The organism is Sorangium aterium (assembly GCF_028368935.1).
Classification (GTDB): Bacteria; Myxococcota_A; Polyangia; order Polyangiales; family Polyangiaceae; genus Sorangium; species Sorangium atrum.
Window position 1 is genome coordinate 1,217,993 of sequence record NZ_JAQNDK010000002.1, and the last position, 16,025, is coordinate 1,234,017.

Here is a 16,025-nt window from a genome sequence, read left to right on the forward strand (position 1 = left end):
CGTGCGGAGTGAGGAGGGGGCGCCGGCGGGAACGCCGGTAGCCCCTTTCTCTTCTCCGCCTCTGCCGAGCTCCCGGCCGCAGCGCTCTAGCCAGGTCAACTTGTCTGGAGGAACAATGATGCAACCGAGTTCGTCGCAACGGAACCCCTCGCGCCGGCCCTTGTGGATCGCCGCCGGATTGCTCCTGGCCGCCCTCGCCGGCGTCGCCCTATTCCTCGCCTTCCGCTCCGGGGACGAGCAGACCGCCGGGGCGAGGGGCCCGGACGCCGGAGCCGAGAAGCACGTCCGCTATCGCAACAGGGCGCTCGTGCGCGGCGCGGCGCCGGCGGCGAAGGAGGAGGCGCGGCCCACCATCAGCGGCCTTGTCTATGGCACGGACGGGAGCACCCTCGCCGGAGCGACCGTCGTCGCCATGACCTTCGAGGTCGCCGGCAACGTGCTCTCGACCGCGGGCTCCGTGAAGAGCGACGATGCCGGGCGGTTCGAGCTCACGCTCCCGGACGGCACCTATCAGCTGAGCGCGAGCGTCGATGGGTACGGGACCACGTCGACCACGGCGCGCCCCGGCGAGGCGGTGAGCCTCGTGCTGCCGAAGAGCGGCGTCATCGAGGGGCGCGTGCTGGACGAGCGGGGCGAGCCCGTGCGCCGCTTCTCGATCGACGTCCTCTCGGCCGTGACGGCGGAGACGCCGGCGACGCCGCCCCTGTTCTCTCGCACGTTCGAGAGCCAGGACGGCTCGTTCCGCGTCGATCAGCTGCCCTCGTGGGACGTCGTCGTCAGGGCGACGGCGGCGGAGTTCGCGCCCGCGTTCTCCTCGAACGTCAACGTGCGCGCCGGAGACGTCGAGAAGATGGATCTGACCCTCTCGAAGGGATGTACTTTGACCGGGCAGGCGGTGGACTCGTCCGGCGCTCCGCTGCCTGGGGTGTACGTGGACGCCGAGTCGCTCTTCGCCGTCGGCGAGCTGAGCAGCCTGGCCATGGAGGCCGCCGCGCAGGCGCAGACGGAGGACGACGGCTCCTTCAGCCTGCCGCACGTGCCGAAGGGCACGATCGTCGTCCGCGGCTATGACGGCAGCAACGCCGTGAGCTCGACCGAGATCGAGGTCGCGAGCTGCGACGGCCTGAAGCCGGTGAAGCTCGTGATGTCGCCCGGCGGCACCCTCTCCGGCGTGGCGCGAGACGCCGACGGCAAGCCCATCGCCGGCGCCAGGCTCACGCTCATGCACCGCCCGATCGGCTTCGTGAACACGGTGAGCGAGGCGGATGGCAGCTTCCACTTCGACCAGGTTCCGGCCGGCGAGCTCCGCGTCATGATGCGGCGAGGCGAGGAGGTGATGCTCGCGGCGGTCGGCATCGAGGAGGGGAAGAGCGCGCAGCACGACATCTCCTTTGCGCCTCGGGGCACCGGGGAGATCCGCGGCCGCGTCACGGTGGGCGGCAAGCCGCTCCCGGGGGCTCGCCTCATGCTGGCCACCCAGATCGGGGACGACGGCGCGATCGGCATGTTCTACCCCGTCACCGCGGAGGACGGCTCGTTCCGCGCTTCCGGGCTCCCGACCGGCGGCTACATCATCAACGTCGAGTCGACGAGCATCGGGACCGGCGTGCACGTGAAGCCGGGCGAGGTCACGACCGCGGATCTCCAGGTGATCGACCTGCCCAGCATGAAGGGCAAGGACGCCGAGCTCCCGCTGCGGTAGCGAGCGCACCGCAGGCGGCTATCTCCCGGCTGTCCGGAGGCGGAGCCTCCTGGACGGCCGGTCCGCGTTTTATGTCACTCCGCCGGGGCGATGGTCAGCGTGAACGGCCCCGAGGAGGCGGCGTTGTAGCTGTCGACGAAGATGTCGATCGGCTGGCCTGCCGTCGCCTCCACCATGATCGACTCGGGCCAGCCGGACTCGAAGGGATCATCCGCGCACATGATCTCGCTGTCCTGGGCTGCGCAGTCGCTGCGCGCGTAGAGGACGATATCGGCGTGGCCCTCCGGCGTCGCGGTGATCGTCAGATTGCCGCTCGTCTCCGGGGTATACCGGTACACGAGCTCCCCGCCTTCGCCGCCGCACGACGCCGTGACGCCCTGCGTGCCCTCGGAGGTGTCCCCCACCGTCGTCGCTTCCGTGAGCGTCGCCGCGGCCGCGCACAGGGTCTCCAGGTTCACCCGGCACTCGTTGCTGCACAGGTTGTCAGCCACGGTGTCTCCGTCGTCGCACTCCTCCGTGCCGACGCGCGCTCCGTCCCCGCAGATCTCCTCCGCGAAGGACACATCGAGCGTATACGACGCGTCCATCCCGTTCTTGCCCTCGATGAAGATGAAATAGGTCTGACCGGCCTCGGTGAGGAGCTCGAGGGGGGCGTCTTCCGGTCCGAACGCAGGGACGCAGCCGAGCAGCGTCGTCTCGTCGTCGCAGCTCTCCCGGATGTACCAGTCGAAGTCGGCCTCCGTCGCCGTCGCCGTCGCGGCGATCTGGACCGCGCCCTTGGCCGGCGCGACGAACCGGAAGACCCGCTCTCGCATGCCCGTGCCCGTGACGGACGTGGTGAGACCAGGGCAGAGCGCGGCGAACAGGTTGGTGCCGGCCTCCGTCGTGCCGGTGAACCTCCCGCCCTCCGAGACGTCGATGGCCTCCGCGCACGCCGCGGCGACGCTCTCGACGCACGCTGTCGTCGTCGAGCAGTCCCGCTCCTCGCAGTCCTGCAGGCCGTCCTTGTCCTCGTCCTCGCCGCTGTCGCAGATCTCACCCTCCGCGACGCAGAACGCGGTGTCCTCGTCGCAGGCGCTCTTGCACTGCGCGTCGTCGTCGCAGCCGCCAAAGCACATCGTCCACCCGTCGTCGGTCACGTCGACGCACGTATGCCCCGCCCTCCCGCAGTCGGACGTCTCTTCACAGGACTTGAGGCAGAGCGAGAAGCTGCCCTGCGGCAGACACTCGGATCCCTCTCCGCAGGGCAAGAGCTCCGTGTCGCAGAGCCTTGTGCAGTAGCCGCCCGCCCAGCCGAAATCCTCCTCGGTCAAGCAGAGCCCGCCGTGGCAGTCCTCGTTGACCGCGCAGGCCTCGCCGTCCGCTTTCCCCTCCGGCCCGACGCCCTCGCCGTCGTCACCGCCGTCACCGCCCTGGCCGCCCGCGCCGGACGCTACCTCCACCGGCTCGATCTCTTCGTCGTCGCCGCACGCGGCGAGCGCGAGAGACATCGCTGTGACCGCTGACAGGGGGAGAGCAAGTCGCATGTTGTTTCTCCTGAAATAGAGGTACAGCGCTCGTATCACGGAGCGCAGCAAAACCTGCCACAACGGTAAAAATAGACCGGATTCACTGGAATTATTACGTCCGGGGCGAAATGTGGTGGTAAGAAAAGAACCCTTACAATCGTTCAATGCTGAGACCGTGGCGTTTCAAAAACGAAACCCGTAGGGGACGTCCTTGACGCATGGCCGCAATTCGGGGTGCGTCTTAGGGATCGTCCGGATGGCACGGTCAGTGCTTCATGGGATGCAGCGCCGCCGGCGCGGCCTTCGCCCCCCTGAGGCCCCGGCGGCGCTGTCTTTTTGTCGGTCGTCGTCTCGCCGGTCGCCGTCGCCACGCCTGAGCCCACTGGCTCGCTGCGCCGCGCCGGGCGCGATGGACACGTGGCACGCGGGGATCGAGCGCAGATCGCCGTAGCGTTGTATCGTCCCGCCGCCCCATGGCGACGAAGCTCATCGTTCCCTCGAGTCACCCCCCGAATCAGAAGTTCGAGTGCCGCGACTGCCCAGCTCGGTGCTGCCGGATGCCCTGGAACATCCGCTTCGGCGGCGACGAGGCCAGGCGGTACCTCGCCGAGCCCTGGGTGCGGGAGCGCGTCGGGGAAGAGGGGGCCCTCGTCATCGGGCGCGGCGTGCTGCCCGTGCGGGAGCGGGATCGCCAGCTCCAGTGCGTCTTCCTCGACGACGACATGCTCTGCAGCATGCAGAAGCGGTTCGGCCACGAGTACATCCCGAAATCGTGCCAGGCGTTCCCGTTCGGGTTCGTCCGAGACGAGAAGGATGTCGTCGTCGCGCAGCTCTCCCAGCTGTGCCCGTCGATCCGCGACAACTACGGCAAGCCTGTGGACCGCCAGCTCAAGGCGAAGCTCCAGCAGCGAGGCGACACGGAGCGGATGTCGACGGCGCTGGCGACGCTGAGCGGCGTGATCCTCGCGCAGCCGCTTTATCTGCGCGCCGCGAGGCACTGGGAGGAGCGGCTCGCGACCGGCGCGTCGCCGGCGTCGACGCTGGCGGAGCTCTATGACTGGACGGCGGCCTTCGAGCGCGCGCTCCCCCAGGGCCAGGGGCGCGCGACGGACGCCTCGGTCGACGCCGCCCTCGGGCAGGCCGGCAAGGAGGAGCCCGAGCCGCTCGCGCCCCGCAAGAGGCCCTCTTTCTATGCGCGGGTGTTGTTCGCCTATCTCCTCGGCAACCTCTGTTATCCGTCGCGGGTCCGCGAGTCCCACCGGGTCGAGGAGGCCTCCTGGACGGAGCTCCAGGCGCTGCGCAGCTTCGGGAACAAGGCCGCCTGGATGCTCGGGCGAGGCACCGTCGATATGCTGTTCGTCCCCAGGCCGTTCAAGCTCCAGCGGGTGAGCACGGTCGATCGCTTCCTCGCCGGCGACGAGGGGACCCTCGTCAAGGACTACCTGCGCCTCGTGCTCCAGCGCCGGCACATCTTCTCGGCGCCGAGGCACCTCCTGGCGGCCGTGCTCGACCTCTCGCTCGCCACCGTCGTGATCTCGCGCTTCGCCCGCTGCCGCGCCGCGGCGGACGGCAGGGTCAAGGTCTCTCCGGAGGACGTGCGGGAGGGCATCAGCGTCGCCGAGCTCGTCCTCCTGAGCCACGCGGCCCTCTCGGAGCAAGGCACGCTCATGAAGAACCTGCGCTGGCTCCTGCTCACGAAGCGCGAGAGCTTCCGTGCCCTGCTTGCGACCGAGGCATAGGCCCCTCGTCCGCCTGGTTGGGTGCGCTACGGGACAGGCTTTTAGCACCTCGCGTCAACGTCAGGCCGGGCTCGCCTAACCGCCGACCGCGACTATTCTCGCGCCCACCGGGCCCAGCTGGCCCATGGAGGCACGCGCATGATCGTCATGAAGTTCGGCGGCAGCTCGGTCGAGAGCCGCGCGCAGATCGAGAAGGTTCTTCACATCGTCAGAGCCCGCCTGGCCCGCCGCCCCGTCGTGGTGAGCTCCGCTCACAAGGGCATGACCGACGCGCTGATCAACGCCGCCAAGGCCGCCGCCACGGGGCGGTTCGATCCCTCCGTCCCGGTGAACAAGCAGCGCGCGGTCGCCGAGTCGCTCGGCTGCGCGCCCGAGCTCCTCGCGCCCTTCTACGAGGAGATCGGCGATCTGCTGCGCGGCATCAGCCTCGTCAAGGAGCTCAGCCCGAGGAGCCTCGACTACATCGCGAGCTTCGGAGAGCGCATGGCCGTGCGGTGCATCGCGGACTTCTTCGCAAGGAGCGGCGTGCCGGCCCGCGCCTACGACGTCTGGGACCTCGGCTTCGTCACCGACGCGAACTTCGGCCGCGCGCGCCCGCTGCCCGGCTTCGACGCACGGATCAAGGCCATGTTCGCCGAGCGCGTCCCCGAGGGGATCGTGGCGATCGTCACCGGCTTCGTCGGCCGCAACGAGGCCGGCGAGATCACGACCGTCGGCCGCAACGGGAGCGACCTGACGGCCACGCTGGTCGCGGCGGGGCTCGGCGCCGAGGAGGCGCAGATCTGGAGCGACACCGACGGCGTGATGACCGCCGACCCGAGCGTCGTGAAGACGGCCCGGAACATCCCCACGATGCGCTTCGAAGAGGCCGCGGAGCTCGCGTTCTTCGGCTCCCGCGTCCTGCACCCCTCCACGCTGCTGCCCGCCATGGAGAAGGGCATCCCGGTGCGGGTGCTCAACACGAACCGGCCGGATCACCCCGGCACGGTCATCGACTTCAACACCGACGCCGCGTCTCCGGCCGTGACGAGCATCGCCTACCGCGAGCGGCAGGTCGTGCTCAAGATCAGCTCGACCCGGATGTTCGGCGAGGTCGGCTTCCTCGCGCAGGTACTCGCGGTGCTGGCCCGGCACGAGGTCGTGATCGACGTGATCACCACGTCCGAGGTCTCGGTCTCGATGACCACCGACGACCTCGGGAAGCTCAGCCGCGCGCTCCCCGAGCTCGAGCAGTTCGGCGCCTGCGAGGTCCTGCCCAACCGGACGACCCTCGTGATCGTCGGCCAGGGCATGTCCAAGCAGAAGGGCGTCGCCGCGCAGGTGCTCGAGGCGATGGCCCAGGCCGGCGTCAACGTCGAGATGCTCAGCTACGCCACGGGCAGCGTGAACCTGTCGATGGTCATCGAGGACGCGCACGTCGCCTCGGCGGTTGGCGTTCTGCACCACTCCCTCTTCGAGAAGGCGCGGTGACGCCCCCCTGGCGCGCCGAACAGATTGAACCTCGATAAACAGCAGAGGCTTCACAGGGAGGCGAGGAAACGGGGAGATTTTTCTTTCTCTTCCTCCTCGCCTCCTGGTCTCCCTGTTGGTTTTCTCGGATCCTCGACGTGATCGGTGTTCCTGCCGGGTGACGCGACGTTGACACGCGTGACGCGACGCGGGCGCCGCAGTAGGCGTAGGCCTCGGTCGGACCAGGCGTCCGGCCCCGGGGAGACCATGACGGCGGCACACCTCGACGGCAGCGCGACGATCCCGCGCGAGAGCACGACCGACATCCTGCGGAGGATCGAGGCCGCGCACGGCACGTACGCCACGCGCACCGCGCTCGCGTTCGACGCGGACGGCACCCTCTGGGAGGGGGACGTGGGGGTCGACCTCTTCGAGGCGTTCCTCGCGGGGCGCTTCGCGCGGCCCGAGGCGGAGGCGGCGCTGCGCCGCGAGGCCGAGGCGTTCGGCGTCGCCGCGGAGGGCGGCGCGCACGAGATCGCGAGCGCGCTCTACGCGGCGTTCAACGCCGAGCGCTACCCGGAGGACAGGGCGTTCGCGATGATGGCCTGGGCCTTCGCGGGGTGGCGCGAGGACGAGCTCGCGGCGCTCGTCGATCGCGTGCTCGAGGAGAAGGGCCACGCAGGGCGGATCCGGCCGGCGCTGCTGCCGATCCTCGACTGGGCGCGCTCGCGCGGCGTCCCGGTGTACGTCGTCTCGGCGTCGCCTCGCGCCGTGATCGAGCGCGCCGTCGCGCGCCTCGGCGTCGCGCCCGAGCGCATCGCCGCGATGACCCCGGCCGTCCGCGAAGGCCGGATCGCCCCCGAGCTCGGCGCGCCCGCGACTTACGGCGAGGGGAAGACCCGCGCCCTCGAGCGCATCTTCCCCGAGCTCGCGGTGCTCGCGGCCTTCGGCGACAGCGCCTACGACGCCGCCCTGCTCCGGACGGCCCGGGTGCCCGTCGCGGTCTCCCCGAGCCCCAAGCTGCTCGCTGTCGCCGACTTGATCCCCGGGCTCGTCCTGCTCGCCACCTGAGCTTTTGCCATGGCCACCCTCTCGCTCCGAGGCCTGACCCGCCGGTTCCCGAGCGCCGACCGCCCCGCGCTCGCCGGCCTGGATCTCGACGTCGACGACGGCGAGCTGCTCGTCCTCGTCGGCCCCTCGGGCTGCGGCAAATCGACGGCGCTCCGGCTGATCGCGGGCCTCGACAGCCCCGACGGCGGCACGGTCTCGATCGGCGGGCGCGACGTCAGCCGCGTCGCGCCGGAGGACCGCGACGTGGCCATGGTCTTCCAGGGCTACGCGCTCTACCCGCACATGACCGCGCGCGACATCATGGGCTTCCCGCTCAGGATGCGCGGGGTCGCGCGGGAGGAGCGGGCGCGCCGCGTCGAGGAGGCGGCGGCGCTGCTCGCCATCGGCCACTTGCTCGATCGGCGCCCCGGCGAGCTCTCGGGAGGCGAGCGCCAGCGCGTCGCCATGGGGCGCGCGATCGTGCGCGCCCCCGCGGCGTTCCTCTTCGACGAGCCGCTCTCGAACCTCGACGCCGCGCTGCGCGCCGAGCTCCGGGTCGAGCTCGCGGCGCTCGTGCGCCGCCTCGGCACGACGTCGGTCTACGTGACCCACGACCAGGTCGAGGCCATGACCATGGGCGACCGCATCGCCGTGCTCCGCGCCGGCGAGCTCCAGCAGGTCGGCCCGCCGCGCGCCATCTACGAGGCGCCGGCGAACACGTTCGTTGCCGGGTTCCTGGGCACGCCGGCGATCAACCTCCTCCCGCTCGAGCGCTCCGGCGAGCGCTACGAGGGCGCGGCGCTCTCGCTGCCTGCCCCGCCGGGGGTGGCGCTCCCCGACCGGGCCATCGCCGGCGTGCGGCCCGAGCACCTGCGCGTCGCGCCTGGGCTCGGATCGCAGGACGGCGCGGGGGCGCGCGGCGACGCCGGGGCGCAGGGCGAGGTGGAGGTCGAGGCGCGCGTCGTCGTGGCCGAGCCGCTCGGCGCCGAGACGTTCCTGTACCTCGACGCGGGCGGGACACGGCTGCGCGCGCGGGCGCACGGCTTCGCGACGCCCGCGCCGGGCGAGGCGGTGCGCGCGCGGCTCGATCCGCGCGACGTGCTCTGGTTCGACGCCGGCTCCGGCGCCCGGATCACCCCGCCGCGGGCGGCGTCATGAACGGGGAAGGCCGCGCCGTGCGCTCGCGGCGCGACGCGCTCCGTGCGCTCGCCGCGTCGCTCGCCGCGGCCGCGGCGGGATCGATCGGCTGCGCGCGGCGCGCATCCGACGGGCGCATCGAGGGCTCGCTGTGGTTCGCCTACGGCGGCAAGAACCGCGAGGTGCTCCTGTCGCTCGTCGACCAGTTCCACCGCGAGCAGGGCCGCTACCGCATCGACGCCGTGTACCAGGGCGACTACTTCGAGGCGCTCGCCAAGCTGCGGACCGCGCTCGCGGCGGGCGCGGCGCCCGCCCTGACGCACGTGGTCGGCGAGGTGGTGCCCTACCTGGCCGAGGCGGGCGTGCTCGAGCCGCTCGATCGGCTCCTCGCCGACGCCCCGGGCGGCGATCTCGACGTGGTCGAGGCGCTCGGCCAGTCGGGGACGTTCGTGGGCGGCGGCGAGCGCCCGCTCGTGTGCCTGCCGTTCAACCGATCGACGCCGATCGCCTACTACAACCGGAATGTGTTTCGCGAGCTCGGGCTGTCGCCGCCGACGACCTGGGACGAGCTGCGCGCGACGGCCGCGCGGCTCGTCGTGCGCGACGGCGCGAGCACGCGGCGGTGGGGCTTCGAGTGCCCGATCGACTGGTGGTTCTGGGCGGCGCTCGTCGGGCAAGCGGGCGGCGACGTCGTGGCCCCGGACGGCACGCCCACGCTCGGCGGGGAGGCGGGCGTGCGCGCCCTCCGGTTCTGGCAGACCCTCGTGCACGAGGACCGCACGATGAAGCCGCCGCCCGGGCGCGATTACAACGCGTGGCAGGTGACGAACACCGATTTCCTGGCAGGCCGGGTCGCGATGATCTGGACCTCGACCGCGTTCCTCCGGTACCTGGAGGACAACGCGAGCCAGGCGGGCGCCGGGAAGTTCGAGGTGGGCGCCGCCCCGCTGCCGCGCGACGTGCGCGCCTCGGTGCCCACGGGCGGGACGATGTTCGTGATGCCGCGGGGCGCCGCGCCGGCGGCGCAGGAGGCGGCGTTCGCGTTCCTGCGCTGGATGATGCAGCCGGAGCAGGCGAACTCGTTCGCGACGCGGACGGGCTACATCCCCGTCTCGCGCCGCGGCCTCGAGGTGCTCAGGCAGGATGGCTATTACGCCGCGCACCCGAACGACCGCGTCGCCGTGGACCAGCTCGCGCACGCCGCGCCCTGGCCCTGGTCTCCGGAGCTGTTCCGCGTCCAGCGCGAGGCGGTGCAGCCCCGGCTCGAAGAGGCGGTGCTCGCCCCGCGCGACGCCGCCGAGACCCTCTCCGAGGCCGTCCGCGCGGCGCGCGAGCGATGAAGCCCAAACACCCCCTCTCGCCCTACCTGCTCCTCCTGCCCACCGCGGCATTCCTGGCGGTGTTCTTCCTGATCCCGCTCCTGCTCGCGGCCAAGAACAGCTTCTTCACGTGGGACCTGCTCACGCCCCCGCGGTATGTCGGGCTCCGGAACTACGAGGTCCTCGTCGGGAGCGGCGAGCTCGCCGGCACGCTGCTCCGCACGCTCGGCTACAGCGCCGTCGTGGTGGCGCTCTCCGGCGCCCTGGGGCTCGCGCTGGCGGTGGCGCTCGATCGACCTGGGCCTGTCTATGCCTTCGTGCGGGGCGCTGTGTTCAGCGCCTATGTCGTGTCGTGGGTCGCCGTGGCGCTCCTCTGGATGTGGATCCTCGACGCCGAGGGGCTCTTCACCGCCGCGCTCCGCGGGGTCGGCCTGCCGACGATGAGCTGGCTCGGCGATCCCCGCTCGGCGCTGCTCGCGCTGGCCGCGGTGAGCGTCTGGAAGATCACCGGCTATGCCATGGTCATCTTCCTGGCCGGCCTCCAGGACATCCCCCGCGCGCTCCACGAAGCGGCCGCGCTCGACGGCGCCGGCCCATGGCGGCGGTTCCGCCACGTGACATGGCCGCTGCTCCGCCCGAGCGCCGCCTTCGTGGCGACGACGAGCCTCATCCTCTCTTTTCAGGCGTTCGACGTGATCCGCGTGATGACGCAGGGAGGGCCGGTCAAAGCGACGACCCTCTTCGTCTACGCGATCTACGAGCACGTCTTCGTGAACCTGCGGGTCGGCCGGGCCAGCGCCATGATCGTGATTTTCTTCAGCTTTTTGCTCCTCCTGACGGTCCTGCAGCTCTGGGCGCTCCGCGCGGGCGCGCCGCGCGAGGGGAGGCGGCCGTCGTGACGGCGGGGCAGAGCGGCGGCGCCCGCGCGGGGCTCTTCAACTCGCGCTCGCGCCGCCTCGCCTCGGACGCCGTGCTCCTCGTGGTGGCGATCGTGTGGCTCGGGCCCTATGCGTGGATGACGATCACCTCGCTGAAGACGCTGCCCGAGATCACCCGCGCTCCGGCTTACCCCTTGCCGCAGGCCTTCCAGCTGGGCGCGTACCGCGAGGTGCTCCAGGCGGTGCCGGTGATGCGGTATTTCGTCAACACCGTGTTCATGGCGACGGCGATCGCGCTCTTGCAGATCGCCCTCGCGCTCCCGGCCGGTTATGCGCTCGCGAAACTCAGGTTCGTGGGGCGGAGCGCCGCGTTCGTCCTGGTGCTCTCGTGCCTTCTCATCCCGGCGCAGGTGACGTTCGTGCCGGTCTTCACGATGCTCGGCTCGGTCGGCCTCGTGAACACGTTCGGGGCGCTGATCCTGCCCTTCGGGGTGAGCGCGCTCGGCACGTTCCTCGTGCGCCAGGCGCTGCTCTCGGTCCCTGACGAGATCATCGAGGCGGCGAGGATGGATGGGGCTGGCGAGCTCAGGATTATCTACCTGATCCTCGGCCCGATGCTGCGGCCGACGCTCTCGGCGCTGTTCCTGTTCAGCTTCGTCTTTCACTACAACGATTACTTCTGGCCGCTCGTCATGACGACCGACGACCAGGTGCGCACGCTGCCGCTCGCGATCGCCCTTCTCCGGGAGCAGGGCACCGGCGTCCGCTGGCACCTCGTGATGGCCGGCAACGTGATCCTGAGCCTGCCTGTGCTCCTCGTGTTCGCGGCGGCGCAGCGGCAGATCCTGCGCGCGGTGACGGCGCGGATCTGAGCGGCGCGGGCGCCCGGGCAGGCCCGGCGCCGGAGGCCGGCGATCGGGCGATCTACCGGCCGGCGTGTGCATCGGCGTGGCAGTGAGCGTCGGGCGCGATCGAGCCCGGCCATCGTCGCTGTCGCTGGCTCCTGCGCTTCGCTCGGGCAGCGGTCGACTGGAGGGTACAGCGCGCCGCGGCGTCGGTGGCAGAAGAGAGCGCTGCGCGGTTTGTTCTCGTCCGGACGCCTTGTTTTCTGGCCCGGTCGTCGCACCGGCTCGCGCCGGCCACGGCAGCGTCGGCCACGGCAGCGCCGGCCAGGCGCTGCGGAAGGAGATCCACGATGACCACCACCGAGCCAATGATGCAGAAGCAGATGGTGCAGAAGGAAGAGGGCAGGATCACGACGAAGATCGAGGAGAGGACCGGCAGGATTCCGTCCGGCACTTATCTCGGGTTGGCGATCGGCTCGATGGTGGTCTCGGCCGGCTGCATGCTGGCGGGCAAGAAGCAGATCGCGAACTTCATCGGCCAGTGGGCGCCATCTCTGCTCGTGATCGGCCTGTACAACAAGCTGGTCAAGCTCGAGCACGAGCTGGGATACGGCGACTACCGCTGACAGCCTCCCTCCCGAGCTCCGGCCTCTCGAGCTCGGGCCTCCATCCAGCCGGCTGCACGGCGCCCTCGCGGCGCCGTCGCGACCCCGTGGTCGAGCGCCCGCCCCGGCGGGCGCGCCGCGTGACGCCCTTCGCGCATCGCCTGAGAACACGCGTTCCCGCTCCGGCCTGCGGACGGCGCGCCGCCTGCGGCGATAGCCGCCGTCCAAATCTCGACGCCTGCCTGGAATCCTTCTTGCTGAGCTCGCGCGCGCGGCGAACGGAGGAACCCATGCGTCTGCCCCTTTCTGGTTCTCTTGTCATGGCAGGGCTCTTGTCCACGGGCGTTTTCTCGTCAGCTCTCACGGCGTGCGGCCCGGGGGATCCCGACCCGGTGGCCGGGGTGAATGTCGACGACCCTGATCAGCAGATCACGGTGACGGAGGTGCCACCGCCGGCCATCAGCGGCGGAACGCTGATCGTCGCCAGCGACGGTCACACGGCGGTGGCGGCGGACGCCGACCGCGATCGCGTCTGGATCGTCGATCTCCAAAGCGGCGAGCCGGCGGAGGTGCCGCTGGAGCGCGGCGACGAGCCCGGGCGCCTCGTCGAGGACGCGAGCGGCCGGGTCCACGTGGCGCTCCGGCGCGCCGGCGCGGTGGTGACCCTCGATGTCGAGGCGCGGTCGGTCATCGCGCGCAGGGAGGTCTGCCGGGCGCCGCGCGGGGTCGCCTACGACGCCTCGCTCGACGCCATCCACGTCGCCTGCGCCGGCGGCGAGCTCGTGACGCTCCCGGCCTCCGGCGGCCCCGCCGTCCGGAAGCTCCGCCCCGCCCCCGACCTGCGCGACGTCGTTGTCGAGGGCGACCGGCTCCTTGTCAGCCGCTTCAGGTCCGCGGAGACGCTGGTCGTGGGCCCCGACGGCGCGGTGCTCTCGCGCCGCACGCTCCCCGTCTTCTACTCGAACGGGTTCGCCAACTCGGAGTATGCGCCGTCCGTGGCCTGGCGCATGGCGCCGCTCGCCGGCGGAGGTGCGCTGATGGTGCACCAGCGCTCGATGTCGTCGAAGGTCACCCTCAGCCCAGGCGGCTATTACCAGTCTGCCGACTGCGACGGGAACATCGTGCACGCCGCGGTCAGCAGGATCGACCCGGCGGACGTTCCTGACACATCGATCCCCTCGCTGCCTGCGGCCGCGATCCCGAATGTCTCGCTGCCGGTCGACATCGCGGTCACGCCCGACGGCGCGCGGATGGCCATCGTGGCGGCCGGCAGACGCACCGTCGTGAGCGCGACCGTCGACAATCTGGAGCGCGACGCCGAGACGGCCAGCTGCAGCCCGGAGGTCACCGCGAACGTGCTGAGCGGGCAGCCCGTCGCCGTGGCCTTCGACGGCCGGGGCGAGATCGTCGTGCAGCTGCGCGAGCCGGCAGCCCTGGAGGTGGTCGGCGGGCGCACCATCGCGCTTCCGGGCGAGAGCGTGAAGGACACCGGACACGATATGTTCCACCGCCCGCCGAACGCCGTGAGCGCCGTGGCGTGCGCGTCGTGCCACCCCGAAGGGCACGAGGACGGGCGGACGTGGGACTTCGATCCCGTGGGCCTGCGGCGGACGCAGGCGCTGGGCGGCGGCATCCTGAAGACGGCGCCCCTCCACTGGAGCGGCGATCTGCAGGATCTCGCGGGCCTGATGGGGGAGGTGTTCGTCTCCCGCATGGGCGGCCAGCAGCCCGGCGCCCGGCGGCTCGACCTGATGGCCCGTTACCTCGACAGCCTGCCCGCCTTCCCGGCGTCGCCGCCCGAGGACGACGCCGCCGTGGCGCGGGGCGAGGTGCTCTTCCATGACAAGAAGGTGGCCTGCGCGGACTGCCACGGTGGCCTGATGCTCACCAACAACCGGAACGAGGACGTGGGCAAGGGCGAGCGGTTGCAGGTGCCCTCGCTCCTCGGCATCGCCGGGCGCGCGCCGTTCATGCACGACGGCTGCGCGGCGACGCTCCGCGATCGCTTCGATCCGCTGTGCGGAGGCGACAAGCACGGTGACGTCTCCGGCCTGACCTCCGCGCAGCTGGACGATCTGGTCGCGTACCTCGAGACCCTCTGAGCCTCCGGCACGCCGCGCTCCTCGCGCGGTACGACCGAGGCGTTCCTCGACATCCGGGGCCGATTGCCACGATACGAGCCCCCATCACCCGGCAACCAGCGGAGCGGGGAAACCGCGTGTGACAGCGCCCGGCCCGGACGCGCCGCCGTCGGCTGGCGCCGCGCTCTCGACGGCACAGCCGTTGCTCGTCCATCGAAACCGACGCAACCGACGCAACCGTCGCAACCGACATCGCGGCTCGATGGACCCGGGCCACACGCACGGTCTGTCTTTCCCGCACGTTCCCACGTTCGCGCGTTCTCGCGATTCTCACGCTCCCACAACGGGGCGAGCCGGCGTCTCCGACGAAGCCGCCGACCCGCGAGGTGGAGCAGGCGCAAGGAGGGCACCATGCCTAGAGGCGACAAATCCAGCTACACGACCAAGCAGAAGCGGCAGGCCGAGCACATCGAAGAGGGGTACGAGAAGCGCGGGGTCCCCGATGAAGAGGCCGAGCGGCGGGCCTGGGCGACCGTCAACAAGATGACCGGCGGGGGGAAGAAGTCGGGCTCGGGGGTGGGCAAGCCGGTGAACAAGGAGCCGGCGAGGAAGGGGGGTCGCAAGGGGGGCGCCGCGTCCAAGGCGCGGCCCGCCGCCGCGAGGAGCGCGGCGGCGAAGAAGGCGGCGGCGACCCGCAAGCGGAACGCCGCGGCGAGCGCCGGAGGGTCCACGGCCGCGAAGAAGGCGCCGGCGAGGGCGAAGAAGAGCGCCGCGTCCAGCGCTCGCTCGCGCAGCACCTCGGCCAAGTCGACGAGCAGCCGCTCCCGCGCCGCGCAGGGCACGGCCCGCCGCGGCGGGGCAGGGGCCTCGCGCAAGACGACCTCGGGGGCGAAGACAGGAGCGCGGCGCGCCGCGAACGGGGCCTCGCGCAAGACGAGCTCGAGGGCGAAGACCGGAGCGCGGCGCGCCGCGAGCGGGTCCTGACGTCCCGGTGAGAAGGGGAGAGGGGGCAACAACCATGCAGGAACTTCAGAGCAACGGGGTGACGAATGGCGAGGGCGGCCTGCTGGGGGACGAATCCGGGCCGCAGGAAGAGAGCCGGCGAGGGCGCGCGTTCCTCACGAGCCTCGTCCGGGAGCTGTTTCAGACGGAGCGCTCCGCGATGATCCATCCGCGGATCGAGGCGGAGCGCCTCGGCAATGTGCCGCCGGCGCACGCCTTGCGGGCGGTCTCGACCCACGCGGAGGCCGCGCTGGCGGAGATCCTCCCGCTCCTCCGCGAGCGCGAGCTGCCCATCAGCGCGGGCGGCAGCACGGTGGGCGAGGCCTTCTCGGCCCTGCGCGATCACCTCGCCGATTACCTGCTCAGCACCGAGAGGTCCTACCGCGGCACGCTGCTCGGGATGCGGCACGGCGTCGACCTCGTCGAGCTGCTCCAGTACGTCGCGACCGTGGAGGGCGAGACGCCCCTCGCCGCGTGGTGCGCGCGGTGGCTCTCGATGCGCAGGCCCCTCGTCGAGGCGGTCGCCGACGAGCTCGCGTGGTTCGCGGCGCGCCCGATGCGCGCCATGCGGGCGGCGAAGGACGACGGCGTGGCCCACCTCCTCCGGGGCCTCGCGAACGGCGTGGAGCTCGCGGCGCAGCGGCTCCGCCGCCTCGTCACGTTCGCCGGTTGACGCCCGCCGGCCGCGCGCGGAGACAGCCCGGCGCAGG

General features: G+C 71.5%; 13 protein-coding genes. 12 read left to right on the forward strand and 1 reads right to left on the reverse strand.

Translation table 11 applies throughout. The features are described from left to right. The first annotated feature begins 115 nt into the window (after positions 1–115). A complete protein-coding gene (locus POL72_RS19595; RefSeq protein WP_272096968.1) occupies positions 116–1,702 on the forward strand; it encodes an MSCRAMM family protein in 1,587 nt (528 codons plus the stop codon). 74 nt (positions 1,703–1,776) lie between these two features. Here the strand turns inward: POL72_RS19595 and POL72_RS19600 are convergent, their stop codons facing one another. Beyond that, positions 1,777–3,228 (reverse strand): hypothetical protein, encoded by a 1,452-nt coding sequence (locus tag POL72_RS19600; RefSeq protein ID WP_272096969.1) that lies wholly within the window; start codon positions 3,226–3,228, stop codon positions 1,777–1,779. Positions 3,229–3,767: 539 nt separating this feature from the next. Between POL72_RS19600 and POL72_RS19605 the strand changes: the two genes are divergently transcribed. The 11 genes from POL72_RS19605 to POL72_RS19655 all read left to right on the forward strand — a co-directional run bounded on the left by POL72_RS19605 (position 3,768) and on the right by POL72_RS19655 (position 15,988). Continuing rightward, entirely contained in the window at positions 3,768–4,949 is a 1,182-nt protein-coding gene (locus POL72_RS19605; protein ID WP_272096970.1) for a YkgJ family cysteine cluster protein, read from the forward strand. A 138-nt stretch (positions 4,950–5,087) separates the two neighbouring features. Then, positions 5,088–6,419 (forward strand): aspartate kinase, encoded by a 1,332-nt coding sequence (locus POL72_RS19610; protein WP_272096971.1) that lies wholly within the window; start codon positions 5,088–5,090, stop codon positions 6,417–6,419. A 246-nt stretch (positions 6,420–6,665) separates the two neighbouring features. Next, positions 6,666–7,469, forward strand: a complete 804-nt coding sequence (locus tag POL72_RS19615; protein WP_272096972.1) for an HAD family hydrolase — start codon at positions 6,666–6,668, stop codon at positions 7,467–7,469. A 9-nt stretch (positions 7,470–7,478) separates the two neighbouring features. Continuing rightward, the gene (locus tag POL72_RS19620; protein ID WP_272096973.1) at positions 7,479–8,606 is read left to right on the forward strand and encodes an ABC transporter ATP-binding protein; all 1,128 of its coding nucleotides are present in this window, start codon (positions 7,479–7,481) and stop codon (positions 8,604–8,606) included. Next, a complete protein-coding gene (locus POL72_RS19625) occupies positions 8,603–9,925 on the forward strand; it encodes an ABC transporter substrate-binding protein (RefSeq protein WP_272096974.1) in 1,323 nt (440 codons plus the stop codon). The genes POL72_RS19620 and POL72_RS19625 overlap by 4 nt, the downstream gene beginning before the upstream one ends. After that, complete coding sequence (locus tag POL72_RS19630) at positions 9,922–10,803, forward strand: carbohydrate ABC transporter permease (protein WP_272096975.1); 882 nt, start codon at positions 9,922–9,924, stop codon at positions 10,801–10,803. The genes POL72_RS19625 and POL72_RS19630 overlap by 4 nt, the downstream gene beginning before the upstream one ends. After that, complete coding sequence (locus POL72_RS19635; protein WP_272096976.1) at positions 10,800–11,654, forward strand: carbohydrate ABC transporter permease; 855 nt, start codon at positions 10,800–10,802, stop codon at positions 11,652–11,654. The genes POL72_RS19630 and POL72_RS19635 overlap by 4 nt, the downstream gene beginning before the upstream one ends. 323 nt (positions 11,655–11,977) lie before the next feature. Then, positions 11,978–12,253, forward strand: coding sequence for a hypothetical protein (locus POL72_RS19640; RefSeq protein ID WP_272096978.1), 276 nt, complete (start codon positions 11,978–11,980; stop codon positions 12,251–12,253). Between the two features lie 311 nt (positions 12,254–12,564). Further along, positions 12,565–14,334: a cytochrome-c peroxidase gene (locus POL72_RS19645; protein WP_272096979.1), complete on the forward strand. Its 1,770-nt coding sequence runs from the start codon at positions 12,565–12,567 to the stop codon at positions 14,332–14,334. 390 nt (positions 14,335–14,724) lie between these two features. Then, positions 14,725–15,297 (forward strand): hypothetical protein, encoded by a 573-nt coding sequence (locus tag POL72_RS52275; protein WP_272096980.1) that lies wholly within the window; start codon positions 14,725–14,727, stop codon positions 15,295–15,297. A gap of 34 nt (positions 15,298–15,331) precedes the next feature. Continuing rightward, the gene (locus tag POL72_RS19655; RefSeq protein ID WP_272096981.1) at positions 15,332–15,988 is read left to right on the forward strand and encodes a hypothetical protein; all 657 of its coding nucleotides are present in this window, start codon (positions 15,332–15,334) and stop codon (positions 15,986–15,988) included. Positions 15,989–16,025: the final 37 nt, after the last annotated feature.

Excerpts from the sequence above, each read along its gene's own strand:
- POL72_RS19610 (WP_272096971.1), top strand. The coding sequence starts at position 5,088 with ATGATCGTCATGAAGTTCGGCGGCAGCTCGGTCGAGAGCCGCGCGCAG.
- POL72_RS19615 (WP_272096972.1), top strand. The coding sequence starts at position 6,666 with ATGACGGCGGCACACCTCGACGGCAGCGCGACGATCCCGCGCGAGAGC.
- POL72_RS19655 (WP_272096981.1), top strand. The coding sequence starts at position 15,332 with ATGCAGGAACTTCAGAGCAACGGGGTGACGAATGGCGAGGGCGGCCTG.
- POL72_RS19595 (WP_272096968.1), top strand. The coding sequence starts at position 116 with ATGATGCAACCGAGTTCGTCGCAACGGAACCCCTCGCGCCGGCCCTTG.
- POL72_RS19625 (WP_272096974.1), top strand. The coding sequence starts at position 8,603 with ATGAACGGGGAAGGCCGCGCCGTGCGCTCGCGGCGCGACGCGCTCCGT.
- POL72_RS52275 (WP_272096980.1), top strand. The coding sequence starts at position 14,725 with ATGCCTAGAGGCGACAAATCCAGCTACACGACCAAGCAGAAGCGGCAG.
- POL72_RS19640 (WP_272096978.1), top strand. The coding sequence starts at position 11,978 with ATGACCACCACCGAGCCAATGATGCAGAAGCAGATGGTGCAGAAGGAA.
- POL72_RS19630 (WP_272096975.1), top strand. The coding sequence starts at position 9,922 with ATGAAGCCCAAACACCCCCTCTCGCCCTACCTGCTCCTCCTGCCCACC.
- POL72_RS19600 (WP_272096969.1), bottom strand. The coding sequence starts at position 3,228 with ATGCGACTTGCTCTCCCCCTGTCAGCGGTCACAGCGATGTCTCTCGCG.
- POL72_RS19605 (WP_272096970.1), top strand. The coding sequence starts at position 3,768 with ATGCCCTGGAACATCCGCTTCGGCGGCGACGAGGCCAGGCGGTACCTC.
- POL72_RS19620 (WP_272096973.1), top strand. The coding sequence starts at position 7,479 with ATGGCCACCCTCTCGCTCCGAGGCCTGACCCGCCGGTTCCCGAGCGCC.